This is a genomic window from Methylomonas sp. DH-1 (assembly GCF_046097555.1).
Classification (GTDB): Bacteria; Pseudomonadota; Gammaproteobacteria; order Methylococcales; family Methylomonadaceae; genus Methylomonas; species Methylomonas koyamae.
Genome location: NZ_CP143089.1, coordinates 3,023,584 through 3,041,196, shown reverse-complemented (window position 1 = coordinate 3,041,196; position 17,613 = coordinate 3,023,584). Strand labels below are relative to the sequence as shown.

At 55.7% G+C, this 17,613-nt stretch carries 19 protein-coding genes; 7 read left to right on the top strand and 12 right to left on the bottom strand.

Features of this window, described 5'->3' with window-relative positions; translation table 11 throughout:
• Window positions 1-73: 73 nt before the first annotated feature.
• The 3 genes from waaA (at window position 74) to VXJ35_RS13885 (ending at window position 3,381) form a co-directional block, all read left to right on the top strand.
• A complete protein-coding gene (waaA, locus tag VXJ35_RS13895; RefSeq protein ID WP_064022015.1) occupies window positions 74-1,339 on the top strand; it encodes a lipid IV(A) 3-deoxy-D-manno-octulosonic acid transferase in 1,266 nt (421 codons plus the stop codon).
• 85 nt (window positions 1,340-1,424) lie between these two features.
• Window positions 1,425-2,636 carry an argininosuccinate synthase gene (locus VXJ35_RS13890; protein ID WP_054758681.1) on the top strand — a complete coding sequence of 404 codons (1,212 nt, stop codon included), beginning with the start codon at window positions 1,425-1,427 and terminating at the stop codon, window positions 2,634-2,636.
• Window positions 2,637-2,772: 136 nt separating this feature from the next.
• Entirely contained in the window at window positions 2,773-3,381 is a 609-nt protein-coding gene (locus VXJ35_RS13885) for a hypothetical protein (RefSeq protein WP_231914751.1), read from the top strand.
• Between the two features lie 77 nt (window positions 3,382-3,458).
• Here the strand turns inward: VXJ35_RS13885 and VXJ35_RS13880 are convergent, their stop codons facing one another.
• Entirely contained in the window at window positions 3,459-3,794 is a 336-nt protein-coding gene (locus VXJ35_RS13880) for a cytochrome c (RefSeq protein WP_064022013.1), read from the bottom strand.
• Between the two features lie 213 nt (window positions 3,795-4,007).
• Window positions 4,008-5,393 (bottom strand): siroheme synthase CysG, encoded by a 1,386-nt coding sequence (cysG, locus tag VXJ35_RS13875; RefSeq protein ID WP_064022012.1) that lies wholly within the window; start codon window positions 5,391-5,393, stop codon window positions 4,008-4,010.
• Between the two features lie 73 nt (window positions 5,394-5,466).
• Between cysG and VXJ35_RS13870 the strand changes: the two genes are divergently transcribed.
• Complete coding sequence (locus VXJ35_RS13870; RefSeq protein ID WP_064022011.1) at window positions 5,467-5,697, top strand: sulfurtransferase TusA family protein; 231 nt, start codon at window positions 5,467-5,469, stop codon at window positions 5,695-5,697.
• A 5-nt stretch (window positions 5,698-5,702) separates the two neighbouring features.
• Here the strand turns inward: VXJ35_RS13870 and VXJ35_RS13865 are convergent, their stop codons facing one another.
• Window positions 5,703-6,356 (bottom strand): HAD family phosphatase, encoded by a 654-nt coding sequence (locus VXJ35_RS13865; protein ID WP_064022010.1) that lies wholly within the window; start codon window positions 6,354-6,356, stop codon window positions 5,703-5,705.
• A gap of 153 nt (window positions 6,357-6,509) precedes the next feature.
• Between VXJ35_RS13865 and rppH the strand changes: the two genes are divergently transcribed.
• A complete protein-coding gene (gene rppH, locus VXJ35_RS13860) occupies window positions 6,510-7,037 on the top strand; it encodes an RNA pyrophosphohydrolase (RefSeq protein WP_064023519.1) in 528 nt (175 codons plus the stop codon).
• Here rppH and cpdA read toward each other — a convergent pair.
• From cpdA to VXJ35_RS13815, 9 genes are all read right to left on the bottom strand, one after another.
• Entirely contained in the window at window positions 7,034-7,822 is a 789-nt protein-coding gene (gene cpdA, locus VXJ35_RS13855) for a 3',5'-cyclic-AMP phosphodiesterase (protein ID WP_064022009.1), read from the bottom strand. The two genes, rppH and cpdA, sit on opposite strands and share 4 nt — an antisense overlap.
• A 3-nt stretch (window positions 7,823-7,825) precedes the next feature.
• Complete coding sequence (locus VXJ35_RS13850; protein WP_064022008.1) at window positions 7,826-8,278, bottom strand: GDP-mannose mannosyl hydrolase; 453 nt, start codon at window positions 8,276-8,278, stop codon at window positions 7,826-7,828.
• A 30-nt stretch (window positions 8,279-8,308) separates the two neighbouring features.
• Window positions 8,309-9,625: an amino-acid N-acetyltransferase gene (gene argA, locus VXJ35_RS13845; protein ID WP_064022007.1), complete on the bottom strand. Its 1,317-nt coding sequence runs from the start codon at window positions 9,623-9,625 to the stop codon at window positions 8,309-8,311.
• Window positions 9,626-9,838: 213 nt separating this feature from the next.
• Window positions 9,839-10,666, bottom strand: coding sequence for a helix-turn-helix domain-containing protein (locus tag VXJ35_RS13840; RefSeq protein WP_064022006.1), 828 nt, complete (start codon window positions 10,664-10,666; stop codon window positions 9,839-9,841).
• Between the two features lie 30 nt (window positions 10,667-10,696).
• Window positions 10,697-11,188 carry a rod shape-determining protein gene (locus VXJ35_RS13835; RefSeq protein WP_064023518.1) on the bottom strand — a complete coding sequence of 164 codons (492 nt, stop codon included), beginning with the start codon at window positions 11,186-11,188 and terminating at the stop codon, window positions 10,697-10,699.
• A gap of 130 nt (window positions 11,189-11,318) precedes the next feature.
• Window positions 11,319-13,169, bottom strand: a complete 1,851-nt coding sequence (gene ilvD, locus VXJ35_RS13830; RefSeq protein WP_064022005.1) for a dihydroxy-acid dehydratase — start codon at window positions 13,167-13,169, stop codon at window positions 11,319-11,321.
• Between the two features lie 99 nt (window positions 13,170-13,268).
• Window positions 13,269-13,907, bottom strand: coding sequence for a TIGR04211 family SH3 domain-containing protein (locus VXJ35_RS13825; protein WP_064022004.1), 639 nt, complete (start codon window positions 13,905-13,907; stop codon window positions 13,269-13,271).
• Between the two features lie 49 nt (window positions 13,908-13,956).
• Complete coding sequence (gene argF, locus VXJ35_RS13820) at window positions 13,957-14,856, bottom strand: ornithine carbamoyltransferase (RefSeq protein WP_064022003.1); 900 nt, start codon at window positions 14,854-14,856, stop codon at window positions 13,957-13,959.
• 6 nt (window positions 14,857-14,862) lie between these two features.
• Window positions 14,863-16,035: an acetylornithine transaminase gene (locus VXJ35_RS13815; RefSeq protein WP_064022002.1), complete on the bottom strand. Its 1,173-nt coding sequence runs from the start codon at window positions 16,033-16,035 to the stop codon at window positions 14,863-14,865.
• A 258-nt stretch (window positions 16,036-16,293) separates the two neighbouring features.
• On the opposite strand from VXJ35_RS13815, the gene VXJ35_RS13810 reads away from it, so the two are divergent.
• Together VXJ35_RS13810 and dhaL are read left to right on the top strand one after the other, a co-directional pair.
• A complete protein-coding gene (locus VXJ35_RS13810) occupies window positions 16,294-16,812 on the top strand; it encodes a hypothetical protein (RefSeq protein WP_174893218.1) in 519 nt (172 codons plus the stop codon).
• A 160-nt stretch (window positions 16,813-16,972) separates the two neighbouring features.
• Window positions 16,973-17,611 carry a dihydroxyacetone kinase subunit DhaL gene (dhaL, locus tag VXJ35_RS13805; RefSeq protein ID WP_064022000.1) on the top strand — a complete coding sequence of 213 codons (639 nt, stop codon included), beginning with the start codon at window positions 16,973-16,975 and terminating at the stop codon, window positions 17,609-17,611.
• Window positions 17,612-17,613: the final 2 nt, after the last annotated feature.

Genomic DNA, 17,613 nt, shown 5'->3' with positions numbered 1-17,613 from the left:
GCCTATTACTCAGGAGAACTCCATGCCGCACGCCAGGAATCCGCTACGCCGGCCGGTACGGATTAATTTGCTTATGAGAATCCTCTATACACTGCTGTTTCATCTGGCGTTGCCGATGGTGCTGCTTCGCTTATATTGGCGCGGGGCCAAAGCTCCCGAATACCGGCGGCGCTGGCGTGAACGTCTGGCTATTTATCCGTTTCGGTCACGGCAGGGCGTAGTTTGGTTTCACGCGGTATCGGTCGGCGAAGCCGAGGCGGCGTTTCCGCTGATCAAATTAATGCAGTCACGATATCCGGAGTTGCCGGTTTTAGTGACGACGACTACGCCGACCGGTTCGGCCCGGGTGCGAGCGGTTTTGGCCGAGCGTGTCGAGCATGTTTACTTGCCTTACGATTTGCCGATCGTGGTGCGACGCTTTATCGCGCATTTCCGGCCGCGCCTGGCCGTGGTGATGGAAAAGGAGATCTGGCCGAATCTGTTTGCCGCTTGTGCCGAGGCGGCCATACCGTTGTTTATCGTCAATGCGCGTTTGTCGGCGAGGTCGGCGCGCTCTTACCAAAAAATTCTGGCCTTGGTGCGGCCGGCTTTGGCCAGTGTCGTAGCGATTGCGGTGCAAACCGATGAAGATCGCGCCCGGTTCATCGAGATCGGCGCTGAACCCGGAAAAGTTCGGGTGCTCGGCAATATCAAATTCGACGTCACCATCGACCCAGCGGCGGTTGCTAAAGGGCAAAGTTTGAAGGCGCAGGCGTTTGCGGATCGCTGGGTATTAATCGCGGCCAGCACCCATCACGGCGAAGAGGATGTGCTTGCCGACTTGTATTCGCAACTCAAAGCGGCGCTACCCGAGTTGTTGTTGCTGATCGTACCGCGCCACCCCGAACGCTTCCAGCCGGTCAGAACGTTATGCGAGCAACGCGGTTTGCGCGTGGTGATGCGTAGCGAGCAGCGGCCTTGCAGCGCACAGACCGACGTTTATATCGGCGATAGCATGGGCGAATTGAAAATGCTGTATGCCGCGGCCGATGCCGCATTCGTCGGGGGCAGTTTGGTGCCGGTCGGCGGGCACAACGTGCTGGAACCGGCGGCTGTCGGCGTACCGGTAGTGTTCGGTCCGGAAATGTTCAATTTTCAGGAAATTGCCGAGCGCATGCTTGCCGCGGAAGCGGCGATTCAATGCGCCGATGCCACGGCATTGTCGGCCGCGGTATTGCGCCTGCATCGGGATGGCGAGTTTACACACCGTCTGGTGGGCAACGCCAGGCAGTTTGTTGCCGACAACCAAGGTGCGGCTGAGCGGGCCGCTGCGTTATTGGCTGAAAGTTTAAAGGTTTGAACCCGGCACGGCGGTTTGGCGGAAAGCGCGCGGTGTTTTCCGTTATAATTCGCCGGTTTTTAATTTTTTAGGTGTATAGCGGATTATGTCGGATATTAAAAAAGTGGTGCTGGCCTATTCGGGCGGTCTGGATACTTCGGTAATCTTGAAATGGCTGCAAGACGTTTACCAATGCGAGGTGGTGACGTTTACCGCCGACATCGGCCAGGGCGAAGAGCTGGAGCCGGCACGGGCCAAGGCTAAAGCAGCCGGCATCAAGGAAATCTATATCGACGATTTGCGCGAGGAATTTGCCCGCGATTTCGTATTTCCGATGTTTCGCGCCAATACCATTTACGAAGGCGAATATCTGTTGGGTACCTCCATTGCCCGGCCGCTGATCGCCAAACGTTTGATCGAAATCGCCAACGAAACCGGTGCCGACGCGATTTCCCACGGCGCTACCGGCAAAGGTAACGACCAAGTGCGTTTCGAGCTGGGCGCTTACGCCTTGCGTCCGGACATTAAAGTTATTGCGCCGTGGCGGGAATGGGATCTGAATTCCCGGCAGAAACTGTTGGATTACGCCGAACAACACGGTATCTCGGTCGAGATGAAGAAGGGCAAATCCTCGCCGTACTCTATGGACGCCAACTCGCTGCACATCTCTTACGAAGGCCGGATTCTGGAAAATCCGTGGACCGAGCCGGAAGAAGATATGTGGCGTTGGAGCGTGTCGCCGGAAAACGCTCCGGATCAAGCCACTTACGTCGAATTGGACTATCGAAACGGCGATATCGTCGCTATCGACGGCGAACCGCATACGCCGCACCAAGTCATGGAAAAACTGAATAAAATCGCCGGCGCCAACGGCGTGGGCCGTTTGGATATCGTCGAGAACCGTTACGTGGGCATGAAATCGCGCGGCTGCTACGAAACTCCGGCCGGCACCGTGATGTTGAAGGCCCATCGCGCGATCGAATCTTTAACGCTCGACCGCGAGGTGGCGCATTTGAAAGACGAATTGATGCCGCGCTACGCCTCGTTGATTTACAACGGTTACTGGTGGAGCCCGGAGCGCAAGATGTTGCAAACCATGATCGACGCCTCGCAAGTCAACGTTAACGGCAAAGTGCGGGTCAAGTTGTATAAAGGCAATGTGATTGTGGTCGGTCGCCAATCCGAAACCAATAGCTTGTTCGACGAAAATATTGCGACCTTCGAGGAAGACGGCGGCGCTTACAACCAAAAAGACGCCGAAGGCTTTATTAAGCTCAATGCGCTGCGGATGCGGATCGCCGCAAAAAAAGGCCGTTGAAGGCGAGGGCAGAAAACAGGACATTTTTATTCAAGCTTGTATAATGCCCCGATAACTTACCGCCGGCCGTAGGATTTTCTTGGCCGGCGGGCGGTAAAGCTTCCCGATTAGCAACATTAAAACAATAATGAGCGACATGCCTGAGATTAATCTGGATGAAGTCACCAGCGACAAGCGAGAGATTGTCTATTTGCGGACCGCAAACCAGCATCAGGGATTGGTAAAAGCCAACCGCGTATTGTTGCTGTTGGTGATGGGATTGATGGCGGTTGTATTCGTGCTGGGCTTTGTGTTGTTGCCCCGGCAAAACCTGCTGACCGAAATCCAAAAACATCAAGCCATTTCCGCGGTTTATGCGACTCAGAATCCGGCGTTATCGGCCGAGATCAGCGCCTTGAAAGGGCAATTGTTCGGTTTGTTGAGCGGCTCTATCGAAAGCAAATTGCGCACCTTGGAAGAGAATATCAAAAAAGGCAGCGTGGCCGATTCTTTGGATACGATACGCGATTTGAAAGGCGACGTAAAAATTCTGACGACCTATTCGATCGACTCCCCGGCTAGAGTAGACGGTGCCGCAGTTAACCAAGCCTTGATCAAGGAATTGAACGATGTGAAGGATTTGGTTTACCTGACCTTCGTCTCTTGCGGCTTGATGGTCGCGGCCATTGCCGGAGTTTGGTTGCGTAGCCGCTACGGTCTAACGCATCAACGCAGTAGCCAGACTTATCTCGGCCGAGGCGATTAGCCCACTTTTATGTAGGCAACAAAAAAGCCGCTATCCGTTTGGATAGCGGCTTTTTATTTGCCTATTGACGGCTACGATTATTTTTTCAGATATTCGTAAACAGCGTCGATAGCTTGGTCTTCAGTGTAACCGGCTTTTTTGACAGGACCGACTTCCATGATTGCTGCAGTCGCTTTAGGCATGCCGTTTTTGCCGTTTTTCAGAACGCTGGCGAACTGGTCTTTTGGCAGTTTGCCGGCTTTGATCAGTTCTTTCAGTTGTGGGTTGGAAGCGATGTCATGGCAAGCGCCGCAACCACGGCCGAAAGCGCGCTCGTAAATTTTTGCGCCGATTTCTTCCGCTTCGTTAGCTGCAACTTGGCCGCTGATCGCGATAAGAGCTGCGCCTACTAATAAACCGAATGATTTTTTCATTTTCTTCTCTCGTTGTGTTTAAAAAAAGAACTGCATATTGTTGTTTTGAATAAGCAGCTCATTGGGAAGTTAAGCGGGTAAAGGATAGGGAACTTTAGCAAAAAATTCAATCGATTTTCTGTTTCGCTCCGGCCTTTAACCCGCTTGCGGCCTGATTTTTCCAACCAAAACTTAAATTTGGCTGAAATCGGGAAATTGTCCCGCAACCGCCCATCAGACGGGTTGAAACCACTCCAATTGCTCGCGCAAGCGCACCACGGTGCCGACTATAATCAGGGTCGGCGGCTTTATATCGGCATTTTCCACTTTTTGCGGCATATCGCTCAGCGTTCCGGTAATCACACGTTGGTGGCGAGTGGTGCCTTGTTGAATCAGCGCAATCGGTTGGTCGGGCGGACAGCCGTGTTCGATCAAGGATTGGCAAATGTTTTCCAGTCCGACCAAGCCCATGTAGATCACGATGGTTTGGTTGGGGGCCGCCAATTGGCTCCAATTCAGATTGATATTGCCGTCTTTCAAATGGCCGGTAACAAAGGTGCAGGATTGGGCGTGGTCGCGATGGGTCAACGGGATGCCGGCATAGCTGGCGCAGCCGGCGGCCGCGGTGATGCCGGGTACCACTTGAAACTGAATACCCTGTTGCAGCAAGGTTTCGATCTCTTCGCCGCCGCGGCCGAAAATAAACGGGTCGCCGCCTTTCAAGCGCGCCACGCGTTTGCCGGACAAGGCCAGGTCGGCGAGGAGCTCGTTGATGGATTCCTGCGGCAGACTGTGGTTGCTGCGTTGCTTGCCGACGTAGATTTTCTCGGCGTCGCGGCGGGCCATTTCCAGAATCTCTTTGGAAACCAGCCGGTCGTAAACGACCACGTCCGCCTGTTGCATCAACCGCAAGGCGCGAAAGGTGAGCAGGTCCGGATCGCCCGGTCCGGCGCCGATCAGATAAACTTCGCCGCGGGGGAGAGCCTGCTCGGCCGCATCGAGTTTGGCCCGCAATTCGGCGGCGGCTTGGTCGCGGCGCCCGGAAAATACCAACTCGGCGATATTGCCTTGTAGCGCGTCTTCCCAAAATACTCGGCGCCGCGCCGCTTCCGGCAAGCGTTGTTTGACCAAAGATCTGAATTCTTCGGCAAATTGCGCCAGCAGGCCAAAGGCGCCGGGAATGGCTGCTTCGACCTTGGAACGCAGCAAGCGAGCTAAAACGGGCGATACGCCGCCGGAAGATACCGCGACGGTCAATGGCGAGCGGTCGACGATGGCCGGAAAGATGAAGCTGCATAAGTCCGGATTATCGACCACGTTGACCGGTATGTTGCGCGTAGTTGCCGCTTGTGCGACCGCTTCGTTGACGCTTCTGGTGTTGGTAGCGGAAACGGCCAGACACATGCCGTCCAGATCGCTAGCGGCGAAATTTCTTTGCAACAGGGTAACCCGGCCCTCGCTTGCCAACTCGGCAATGCTGTCGCCGATCTCCGGCGCGACCACGCTAATTCTGGCGCCGGTTTTTAGCAATAGCTCAATTTTCCGGCTGGCGATTTCGCCGGCGCCTACCACCAGACAAGGCTGGTCTTTGAGTTTTAAAAATAGCGGAAAGTAATCCATGGTCCTTGATTTTCGCGGTCTGGGGTTGATGTTATGATACTCGGCGTTAAATTAGGATTGAGCGAATACCGATATGATTGAATTTGATTTGGAAGTCGACGCCAGCGGCTTACAGTGTCCGTTGCCGTTGTTGCGTCTGAAAAAAGCCATCATGGAAATCAACAGCGGCTCGGTGGTCAAGGTGATTGCCACCGATCCGGCCGCTCATTTGGATTTCGGCGTTTACATCGATCAAGCCGGCCATCAATTGGTTCACAATTTAAAAGACGCCGACCGGCAAATTTTCTACATCCAAAAAAAATAACCCGCTTAGCGCAGGCTGATGATAGGCCAGTTGGCCAGCTCTGCAGCCTGGCGCAACTTTTCGTCGGGATCGACGGCGACCGGTCGGTCCACCAGATTCAACAGCGGCAGATCGTTGTGAGAGTCGCTGTAAAAACAGGAACCTGCCAGCGTTTCCGCCGATTCTGCCAACCAATCCCGCAACAGCTCGACTTTGCCTTGTTGAAAGCAGGGCGTGCCTTCGAATTTGCCGGTATAACGGCCGTCTTTGAATTCGGGCGTCGTCGCCAGCAAGTTGTCGATGCCGTAAAGTTTCACGATCGGTTCGGTCACGAACCGGTTGGTCGCGGTAATCACCAACAGCGTGTCGCCGGCCTGGCGGTGCCGGTCGATTAGTTCCCGTGCCGCCTCCAGCATGATCGGTTTAATCAAGCTGTCGATAAATTCTTCTCGCCAGCGATAAAGCTGTTCGGCATCGTGCCGCGCCAGCGGCGCCAGCGAAAAATGCAGAAATTCGACGATGTCCAGCGTGCCTTGTTTGTAATCCTCGTAAAACTTTTTATTGGCCTGCTCGTAATGGTCTTTGTCGACGATGCCGCGGTCGACCAAAAATTGGCCCCATAAAAAATCGCTGTCGTCGGCGATCAGCGTGTTATCCAGATCAAAAATCGCTAAGCTCACGGCAAACCTGTCGTCGTAAAGAAAAAGATAAGGCCTGTAGCGTCGGCCGAGTATTTGTGGAACAATTGCGGCATTAATTTTAATGGCCGCACCGTTGTTGATTTTAACATTCCGGCATTAACAACCGGGCGGCAAATGATACAGGTTTTTTACATGATAGACTCGAAAGGATACCGGCCGAACGTCGGGATTATCCTTTGCAATGACGAGGGTCGTGTGTTTTGGGCCAAGCGCAAGGGCGCAAATTCGTGGCAGTTTCCGCAGGGCGGAATCGACGGCGACGAGGACCCGGAAACCGCGATGTACCGGGAGTTGTGGGAGGAGACCGGACTGCGCGCCGAACATGTGCAATTGCTGGGTAGAACCCGTTACTGGTTGCGCTATAAATTACCCGACCGTTATATCCGCAAAAATTCCACGCCGCTATGCATCGGCCAAAAGCAGATTTGGTTCATTTTGCGCCTGAACACCGACGAGTCGATGGTGCGCTTCGATTGCGGACACAAACAGGAATTCGATAGCTGGAAATGGGTCGAGTATTGGTATCCGCTGAAAGACGTGGTCTACTTCAAACGTCGCGTTTACCGCAAGGCGATGGACGAGTTGGGCGCTTTGCTGATTGCCAACGATGTCGGCGTAAATGCCGAAAGTTATTTGTCAGGCAGATTGGAGGCCGGCTAGTAGCTGTTTAAATCCAGCCGCAATTCCGGCTGTTCGGCAGCGATCCTGTGGCAGGCCGTTTTCAGGCTGCCGTCGGCGTACAGTTCGAACACGCGGTAACCCGGGGGCTTGATATCCAATGCAAATTCGGTTGCGCCGGGCTTGAATTGGAAGCAACTGGCCGGTGCCGAGACGATTTGGATAGTCCGCTGTTGCTGGGCAATTTCCTGATGCACATGGCCGCAGGTAATGGCTTTGACTTGCGGATAGTTTTCCGCAATCCGTAACAATTCTTCGCCGTTCTCGATCATCATCGTATCCATCCACGGGCTGCCGCTGGCAACGCAATGGTGGTGCACGGCCAGCAAGGCCGGCAAAGCGCAAGCCGCCAAGGTTCGATCTAAAAAGTCCAATTCCTCGCCGGTCAAATAACCGCCGGGACTTCCCGGTTTTTGGCTGTTCAAACCGATAATTTGCCAATCCGGAAATAACCATTGCTTGCTGCAACTCAACGCGCCTGTGTTCAATTCGCGCTGCATTAACGGCCAATCGTCGTGGTTGCCGGGCAGGCACAAGCAGGGCGTAGCGTAATGGCGTAAATGGCCGGCGATACGGCGGTAACTGTCAGGAGTGGGGTCTTGGCCCAAGTCCCCAGTCAATAAAACCAAATCGAATGTGCCGTGGCTTTGAAACGCTTCGTTCAAGATTCGCGCGAAGTAATATTCGGTATCCACGCCCAACAGCGTGTCGCCGGCATGCGGCAGGACATGCAGGTCGCTTAGTTGCAGGACTTTCAGCGCGGGCATGGCTTAACGCAGATAGGGGAAATAGGCTTGGCTGTTCGGGTGTACCAAGCTCAACTCGTCGCCGGCACCGATCCATTTGTAGGCACTGTGTTGCTGAGCCGGTAGCCGGGACGACTCTATCCCCAGACTCAGTTGGTAGCCCAACACCACGTAATGGGTGCTGATGCCCGGCGCGTCGGCAAAATTGGTGTCGTATAGATGGGTAAACGCACCTAGCAAGCGGCCATCGGCAATGTCGCGGGCGTCGCCCAATTCGGTTGCAGTGATACGGCGGAAGGCTTGTTCCAGCGTTTCCGATTTGAAAATTCTGCCGCCCGGTACGAACCAATAGCCTTGGGCCGGCTGATTGACGCGTTGGCCCATCAGAATCTTGCCGTCGGTGGAGCTGACGATCAAATCGATCGACACCAGCGGTGTCAAATTAACTACGTTAAGAAAGTCCTGTTTGGCGAGCATTGATTCCCTCCGGGCAAGCGCGAATTCGAATTAAAGTACGTCTTTATACAATAACTTGGAGTTGCGTTGGTAGTTGTAGGCGCTCTGCATCGGCGCGGGCAAATCCTCGACCGAGCAGGGTGTGAAGCCGCGCTCGACGAACCAGTGCAAAGTCTGGGTAGTGCGGACGAACAGACGGCGGATGCTGCGGGTCCGAGCCTGGCTGACCAGATAGTTCAGCAGGCTGTCGCCGCGGCCGCCGTTGCGGTAGTCGTTATGGACCGCCAAGCAGGCCAATTCGGCACTGCCCGCATCGGCCATAATATGGAATGCGGTGCAGCCGATGATCAGGCCGTCGCGCTCGATGACGATGTAATCGCCGATTTCCATCTCCAGTTTTTCCCGCGAACGTTTGACTAGGATGCCTTGGGCTTCCAGCGGTTTGATCAGTTCCATGATGCCGCCGATATCGTCCAGCGTCGCCGGGCGAATGGTTTCGAAGGCGGTGGAACTGACCAGCGTGCCGATGCCGTCGCGGGTGAATAGCTCCAGCAGCAACGCACCGTCGACATGGCGGTTGATCAGGTGGGCGCGCTGCACGCCTTGCCGGCAGCTTTGCATCGCCGCCGCCAACGATCGGGCCACGGCGTCCGGTAGCGCCGGGGTTTTATTCAACAATTCAGCGGCTTGCTCGGTAGTCAGTTGCAATAGCGCTGCGCCGGACGCCGGGTCTATGCAGCTTTGTTCGGTCAATAAAATCAGTTTTTCGGCCTGCAACGCAATAGCCACTTCGGTGGCCACTTCTTCGGCCGACAAGTTGAACACCTCGCCGCTGGGCGAATAGCCGACCGGCGAAATCAGCACCACATTGTTTTGGTCCAGTTGCTGGTGAATGGCCTGGGCATCGATCTTGCGCACCGTACCGGTGTAGCAATAGTCGATACCGTCCAGCACGCCAAGCGGTTTTGCCGTGACGAAGTTGCCGGAGGCGACGCGGATTTGGGCGCCTGCCATCGGCGAACCGGAAACGCCCATCGACAACAACGCTTCGATTTCGACTCGTACCAGGCCGGCCGCCTGTTTGACATATTGCAACGTGGTGGCGTCGGTGATCCGCAAATGGTGGTGGAATTTCGGCGTATCGCCGTGTTCCGCCAACTGTTCGTCGATCTGGGCCCGAATGCCGTAGACCAGCACCAACCTTACGCCCAGGCTTTTCAACAGCGCGAAATCGTGAATCAAATTGTCGAAATCGGCTTCGCCGACCGCATTGCCGCCGAAAAAAATCACGAAGGTGCGATTGCGGTGGGCGTGGATATAGGGCGACGAATTTCTGAACCAGGCGACGAAGGTAGACTGTGGTGCCATTCGGTGGGTATCGTAAAAAAGTTAAGACTCAAGCCTATTCCGCCGGGGCGGGGCAGAATGGGAGTATCAAAAAATCCTGGGATGAATTTGCCCGATTTTCCCCGCCGGAACCCAGCCTGAGCGGGATGTCATTTACCATCAAGTGATTGGCAAATCGCAATCGGCTAGTTTAACCGTCTGCCGCAAAGGCCGCTAGCCGCACGGGCAAACCGATTACTTCAGAGATTTCCAGCGGCCGGCGACGTAATCCAGCGCTTCCTGGATATTCAGGTCGCGGGTGCCGCCGCCGGTACGGACGAAAAACTTAGGGGTGTTGGCGATGTTGAGAAACACCGGCCGCAAGGCCGGCGAAACGATCACCCGGCACACGTCTTTGTTATCGATCCGGTGAAACAGAATATGTATAAAGCGGCACAAGTCGGCACCCAAGTTCTCGGCGATCGCCGTAATCAGGGTTTGCTCGAAACCGTCCTGGTCGCTCTTTTTCAAGGTCTGAAAGTCTTGCTCAAGGCCGACGATCTCGCCGTTGTCGGCCACGCCGATCAATAAGGTTCCGCCGACGTGGCTGTTGAAAAATCCGGCCAGCGTTTTCAACACCACGCTTTCCAGGGAACGGTTGACGCGTTGCTCCTGCAAATCCCAGCGCAACGTCGATTTGAATTCCAGCAACGGCCCTTCGCCCTGGCGGATGATGGTCGGCAAGTCTTTATCCAACTCGGCTTTCAGCGCATCCAAGTCGACCAGGCGTTTATGCAGCACCTGGTAAAAACCGAGCGACAGCAAACCCAGCAGCGCGCCGATTTCGGCATAGAACAGGATTAGATTGTTCTGGTTGATCTGCCCCGTCATGACCTCGGTAAATTGGCCGATGACGAATTCGATCGACGAAATCGGATCGGCATTGCGCTCGCGCGAGCTGATGTAATCGTAACTGGGCGCCAACAGAAAAATCCCCATCCCGGCGCCGATCCAAGCGGCCAGAAAATAGATTTTCAGTTTTTGCTTCCAGATGTTCAGCAGCAGCAGGAAAAAACGTTTCACGGCGGAGTTGGGATTTTGAATCGAGTCGCGTTAGGGGAACAACAGCCGACCTTGTTCGGGAAAGCTGTGTTTGCGTAGTTGTTCTGTCGTCAAGCTCGGGCCTTGCCAAGCGTAGGCTCGGGATGCGCCGGCCATGCTGGCCAATTCGGCGAAAGCGCGAATTTCGATTTGAGTTAAGCCGCCTTCCAGCATCGTTAATGGATGCATTACGACGATGGGGCGGCGCACGAAAAAACCTAAGGGTAAAACCCGTTTGATCAGGTGCGCCAGAGTCCGTTGGGCAGCGGTGAAGTCGGTCAGCAACGTGCGTGGATGGGAGAAGCCGTTTTCGATGCGGACATTGGGCTTACCGGTTAGGTGCTTTGCCATCGATCCCACTGCAATAACTGAATCTCGGCCCCGCTTAGTCTCAATTGCCAATAACGGCGGTTCGGCCAGTTTGCGTCCGGTTTCGGCATGGGTGATTTCGATCAACTCAGGCGTTACAGCGATGTAAAGCGTATGGCGAAACAGGTAGAGCATGGCGTCGTTCAAAATTCGGCTGCGTTGGCGTTTAAAATCTGCTTATTCTACTCAACGCTGCTCAAGGGTTTGAAACCCTACAGAGTCTCAAACCCGGCTATCGCACAATTACACTGCCGCTTTGGCGAGTTCAGTCTGCTTCGAGCTTCGACAAATCCCTTACAGCACCCTTGTCGGCGGAAGTGGCAAACGCGGCATAGGCTTTTAAAGCGACAGAAACTTTGCGCGGCCGCGACTTGGCCGGTTTCCAGCCTAATTTGTCTTGTTCGGCGCGGCGTTGGGCTAGTTCATCGTCTGACAGCAAAACGTTGATCGAGCGATTCGGAATGTCGATGCGAATGCGGTCGCCGTTCTTCAGCAAACCGATGGCACCACCGGCCGCCGCTTCCGGTGAGCAGTGCCCGATCGACAGACCCGAGGTGCCGCCGGAAAAGCGGCCGTCGGTCAATAGCGCGCAGGCCTTGCCCAGACCTTTGGATTTGATGTAGCTGGTCGGATACAGCATTTCCTGCATGCCGGGGCCGCCCTTGGGGCCTTCGTAGCGCACCACGACGACATCGCCGGCCTTGACTTTGTCGGCCAGGATGTTTTCCACCGCTTCGTCCTGCGACTCGACTACATGGGCATTGCCTTCGAACACCAGCAGGCTGTCGTCGACGCCGGCGGTTTTTACCACGCAGCCGTCCAGCGCGATATTGCCGTGCAGCACCGCTAAGCCGCCTTCCTGGCTGAAGGCGTGTTCGAACGAGCGAATGCAGCCTGCGGCGCGGTCCAGGTCCAGACTCGGCCAGCGCGCGCTTTGGCTGAAGGCTACCTGAGTCGGAATGCCGCCCGGACCGGCCAGGTAAAAGGTTTTCACCGCATCGCTGGGATTGTTCATCACATCCCATTGCGCCAAGGCATCGCCCAACGTTTTGGCGTGTACGGTCGGGACGTCGGTGTGCAGTTTACCGGCCCGGTTCAACTCGGCCAGAATCGCCATGATACCGCCGGCGCGGTGTACGTCCTCGATATGGTATTTGTTGGTGTTGGGCGCCACCTTGCACAACTGCGGCACCACGCGCGACATGCGGTCGATGTCGGCCATCGTGAAATCGATATTGGCTTCTTGCGCGATAGCCAGCAAATGCAGAATGGTGTTGGTCGAGCCGCCCATCGCGATGTCCAATGCAATCGCGTTCTCGAAGGCCTTGAAACCGACCGAGCGCGGCAACACCGATTCGTCGTTTTGTTCGTAATATTGTTTGGCCAGTTCGACGATGCGGTGGCCGGCTTGTTTGAACAATTGTTCGCGGTCGGCGTGGGTAGCGACCACGGTGCCATTACCCGGCAACGACAAGCCCAGCGCTTCGGTCAGACAGTTCATCGAGTTGGCGGTGAACATGCCGGAGCAAGAGCCGCAGGTCGGACAGGCCGAGCGTTCGACCGCTGCCAAATCGTTGTCGGAGACTTTGCTGTCGGCCGCCATCACCATCGCGTCGATCAAATCCAGTTTTTTGATGTCTGCGCCTTCGGCCAGACGCACTTTACCGGCCTCCATCGGTCCGCCCGAGACGAAAATCACCGGGATGTTCAGCCGCATTGCCGCCATCAACATGCCGGGGGTGATCTTGTCGCAGTTGGAAATGCAGACGATGGCATCAGCGCAGTGGGCGTTGACCATGTATTCGACACTGTCGGCGATCAGGTCGCGGCTCGGCAGGCTGTAAAGCATGCCGTCGTGGCCCATGGCAATGCCGTCGTCGACCGCGATGGTGTTGAATTCTTTCGCTACGCCGCCGGCCAGTTCGATCTCGCGTGCGACCAATTGGCCCAAGTCTTTCAAATGCACGTGGCCGGGTACGAATTGGGTGAAGGAGTTGGCGACCGCAATGATCGGTTTGTTGAAATCGCCTTCTTTCATGCCGGTGGCGCGCCACAATGCGCGCGCGCCAGCCATGTTGCGGCCTTGAGTAGTGGTATATGAACGGTATGCAGGCATGGTGATTCCTACTAAAAGCGGAAAGCGGCAACCTTAGATTGCCGAGTTGAAAAGGGTGTCGTTAACCGCGGCGAAGCCGATGGTTAAAGCCGTTAACGATTAAAACGTATCCCAACCGCTGGAGCGGCGGCGCCAACTTATTTTTGGCAGAATGAAGCCGAGCAGTACGCCAAACAACGATAGGCCGCCGCCGTAAAGAAACCAGTCCTGGTTGGTGTTGTCGGTCAATGCCAGGTTTTCCCGCTTCAGTTGTTGCAGTTCGCGTTCGACTGCGATGACGCGTTCCTGCAACTGGTCGCGTTGTTGTTTCAGTTGGATCGCGTTGGCCGCGGTTTGTTGCAATTCGCTGAGGTCGGCACTGAGTTTATCGCGTTCTTTGCCGATTTCCTGGCTGCTGGCCTGGGAAGCTTTCAGTTGCTTGTTTTCTTCCTGCAACGCTTCCAGTTTTTTGTTCGCGGCTTCGAGTTGGTTGCGGGCACTGGGTTCGCCGCTCAAATAACGCGTCAGGATAAAGCCCTCGGAGCCGCTGCCGGTTTGGATGTAGGTATAGCCGTTCTCGGTGTTGTCGCCCAATACTGTAACCGGCGCGCCGTTTTCCAGCATCTTGACGATTTTACTGCGTTCGCTTTCGCCGCTGCGTAAGGGCACTTCGACTTTATCCGTGACGTAAGCCGTTTTGGCTAGCGCGATATTGGTGAAAAACAGGCTGGCAAACAGGCAGATAAAAGGCTTTTTCACGGTATCACTCGTCGGTCGGCTTTTGAATAAAGCGGCGATTCTAGCGAAATTATCGGCAGATGAGAAATTCCAGTAACGCTTTCTGGGCGTGCAAACGGTTCTCCGCCTCCGGAAAAACCACGCTTTGCGGGCCGTCGATCACCTCCGCGGTGACTTCTTCGCCGCGGTGTGCCGGCAAGCAATGCATGAACAGCGCGTCGGCCTTGGCCGCCGCCATGGTAGCGGCGTTGACTTGGAAGTCTTTGAACACGAATTCGCGTTTCTTTTGCTCCTCTTCCTGGCCCATGCTGGCCCAGACGTCGGTGACGACCAGATCGGCCTGATGCGCGGCCTGTTCAGGCGTATTGAAGAATGCGACCCGGTCGCCGGCCGGATCGACGATGCTTTGCAACGGGCGGTAATCGACCGGGCAGGCGATGTTCAGTTTAAAGCCGAACTGGCGCGCCGCGTTGATGTAGGAGTGGCACATATTGTTGCCGTCGCCGACCCAGGCCACGGTCTTGCCGGCGATGTCGCCGCGGAATTCGAAATAAGTCTGCATGTCCGCCAGCAATTGGCAAGGATGCTTTAGATCGGTCAGACCGTTAATCACCGGAACCCGCGAATGCTGGGCAAAGGTGGTGACGGTCTCGTGTTTGTGGGTGCGCAGCATGATGCAATCCACCATGCTGGAGATGACTTTGGCGCTGTCTTCCAACGGTTCGCCGCGGCCCAGTTGGGTATCGCGCGGCGACAAAAACAATGCCGTACCGCCGAATTGGGCCATGCCGGCCTCGAACGAGATTCGGGTCCTGGTCGAGGATTTTTCGAAAATCATCGCCAGCACTTTGCCTTTTAACGGTTGGTAGTCGGGATCGCGATGGCGTTTCAGCTCGATTGCCCGATGGATCAAAGCGATAAGCTCGGCGCTGGTTAAATCCAGCAGGCTGGTGAAGTGTCTGGGTTGCATGGCGATTTACCTGCTAAAGTCCTGAATAAGCGCCGCCAAGGTTTCGGTCAGCGTAGCGATTTGGGCGTCGTCGATGATCAACGGCGGCAATAACCGGATGGTGTTGTCGGCGGTGACGTTGATCAGCAGGCCTTGAGCCAAGGCCATGCCGACCAGTTGGGCGCAAGGCCGATCCAATTCGATGCCGATCATCAAGCCTTTGTTGCGGATCGAAACGATATGCGGATTGCCGGCCAGGGCTTGCTGCAACGCTGCATGGATTTTTTCGCCTTTTTCGGCCGCTTGGGCTATCAAGCCGGAGCCGGTCAACGTTTCCAGTACCGCCAGCGCCGCACTGCACGCTAACGGGTTGCCGCCGAAGGTCGAACCGTGGTTGCCGGCCGTCAACACCTCGGCCGCTTTGCCGCGCGCCAGGCAGGCGCCGATCGGCACGCCGTTGCCCAAGGCTTTGGCCATCGTGCAGACATCGGGCAAGATGCCGTTGTGTTGATAAGCCAAAAATTTTCCGGTACGGCCGACACCGGTCTGGATTTCATCCAGTATCATCAACAAGTTATGGCGGTCGCACAATTCGCGAATCCGGTTTAGATAATCGGCGGCCGGGATATTGACGCCGCCTTCGCCTTGCACCGGTTCCGCCATGATCGCCACAATGTTGCCATCCGCCGCGATGGCGGCTTCCAGCGCCGGAATATCGTTGTACGGCACGTGGCTGAAGCCGGCCAATAACGGTGCGAAACCTTGTTTGATCTTGCTGTTGCCGGTCGCGCTCAAGGTGCCCATGGTGCGGCCGTGGAAGCTTTTCTCCATGGTCAACACCACCGGATTGTCGATGCCGCGTTGGTGGCCGTATTTGCGGGCGATCTTGATTGCGGCTTCGTTGGCCTCGGCGCCGGAGTTGGCGAAAAACACGTTGTCCATGCCGCTCAGCGCGATCAAACGGTCGGCCAATTGCGCCTGCAGTTCCACACCGTACAGATTGGACGTGTGCAGCAGGATTTTGCTTTGCCGACACAGGGCTTCGTGGACGGCAGGATGTGCGTGCCCCAAGCTGCACACGGCAATACCGGCTACCGCGTCCAGATAGCGTCGGCCTTCGCTGTCCCACAACCACGCGCCTTCTCCGCGCGAAAAAGTGACCGACTGGCGGGCGTAAGTGGGCATGATATGGCTGGTCATTTGCAAGGCTCTGAAGGTGTTTTAAAAAACGCAGTTCGCTTGAAAAAAGCGCGCGATTATATTTTTTAAACGCTAGCGAAGCAAACAATAGTTTCAGCCTGGCTCTTTTTTCAAATTCCCGCAGTTTTCGGCAAACTCGCGCCGGTCAGCGCCGGTGCGCTGTTATAAATTTGTAATATAGATGCAGTAGAGTTCCGTCATTTAAAGCCGTTTCGGCGGCTTAGGCTTGGCAGGCTACTAACTTTCAAGGGATTTGCGTTGAACGAGAACGAGCATCTGATAGACGATAAAAAACACATCGTTTCGATAAGGCTGAATAATTCCGACCGGATTGCGGTGCGTTCGACCGCCGCCAGACTATTGGTGCGCGAATCCGAGTTGTACCGCTTTGCCGTCTACCATTTACTGAATCGTTTGCACAAACTCCACGACGACGCTTGCGTCGGCAGCGATTTATTGCCGTTGTTCATCGAGTTCAAAAACGAGCTGAATACCTACTTGGGCCTGAAGAAGCACCAGTTGTTTAAAATCTTCAATGGCCGCAATCCGGAACCGGAAAAATTCGTGTCGATGGCCGATATCGAACTGTTGCTGCTGCCGCGGCACGCCGTGCGCCAGCGCTTACAACAAATGAACGAAGCCTTGCCGCAAAAACGGGCCGATACCGACGCATGGTTGCACGCCTATTTACAGGAAAAATACCGGTTCAGCGCTTCGCTGGAAGACGGCGAGTTGACAGCGCTCGACGATAACGCTGCGGAACCCGGCGCCGTTTGAAACGGCTGCGGTCGCGGTTGCAGCCTTCGGGGCTGGCGAAGCGTTCGCTCGGACACGATAACCTAAGACCGGAATAGCCTATGGCGGCGGCGGCCGGCTGGACAGACCGCCCGCGCTTTGGCTATGCTCGAACGTTTTCAGATATCGTTCAGGAGGCGGCATGCCGATTACCCCCGTTATTTTTCCGGAGTTGGTCCGGGCTTTGATCGCCGTTATCGACGCTAACGCCGCTGAGGTTACCGAATTGGACCAGGCGATAGGCGACGGTGACCATGTCTTTAATTTGCAACGCGGTTTGCAGGCGTTACAACAGCATGCCGAGGAAATTGCGGCGCTGGATTGGCCGGCGGCCTGGCAAAAGATAGGGATGACCGTGATGTCGGCCGTCGGCGGCGCTTCGGGATCGTTGTACGCTACTCTGTTTATCGGCTTGGCCAAGCATGGCCGCGACCAAGCTGCGGACGTTCGCGGTTTTTCGGAAGCGTTGCTGCAAGCGGTGGAAGCGGTCAAGCAGCGTGGCAAGGCGGATGTCGGCGAAAAAACCATGTTGGATGTATTGGTGCCGGCCGCTCAGGCCTTGCATGCGGAGGCGGCGGCGAATAGTGCGCTGCCGACGATTTTGGCGCGTTTGCGCCAAGTCGCCGCGGACGGTGCCGAAGCGACGCGGGATATGGTGGCAACCAAGGGCAGGGCCTCGTTTCTCGGCGAACGCAGCAAAGGCCATGTCGATGCCGGTGCCAAAACCGCACAGTTGATGATCGCCGCGATCGCCGACGTGCTGGATAAGGCTGCCGCTTAAAA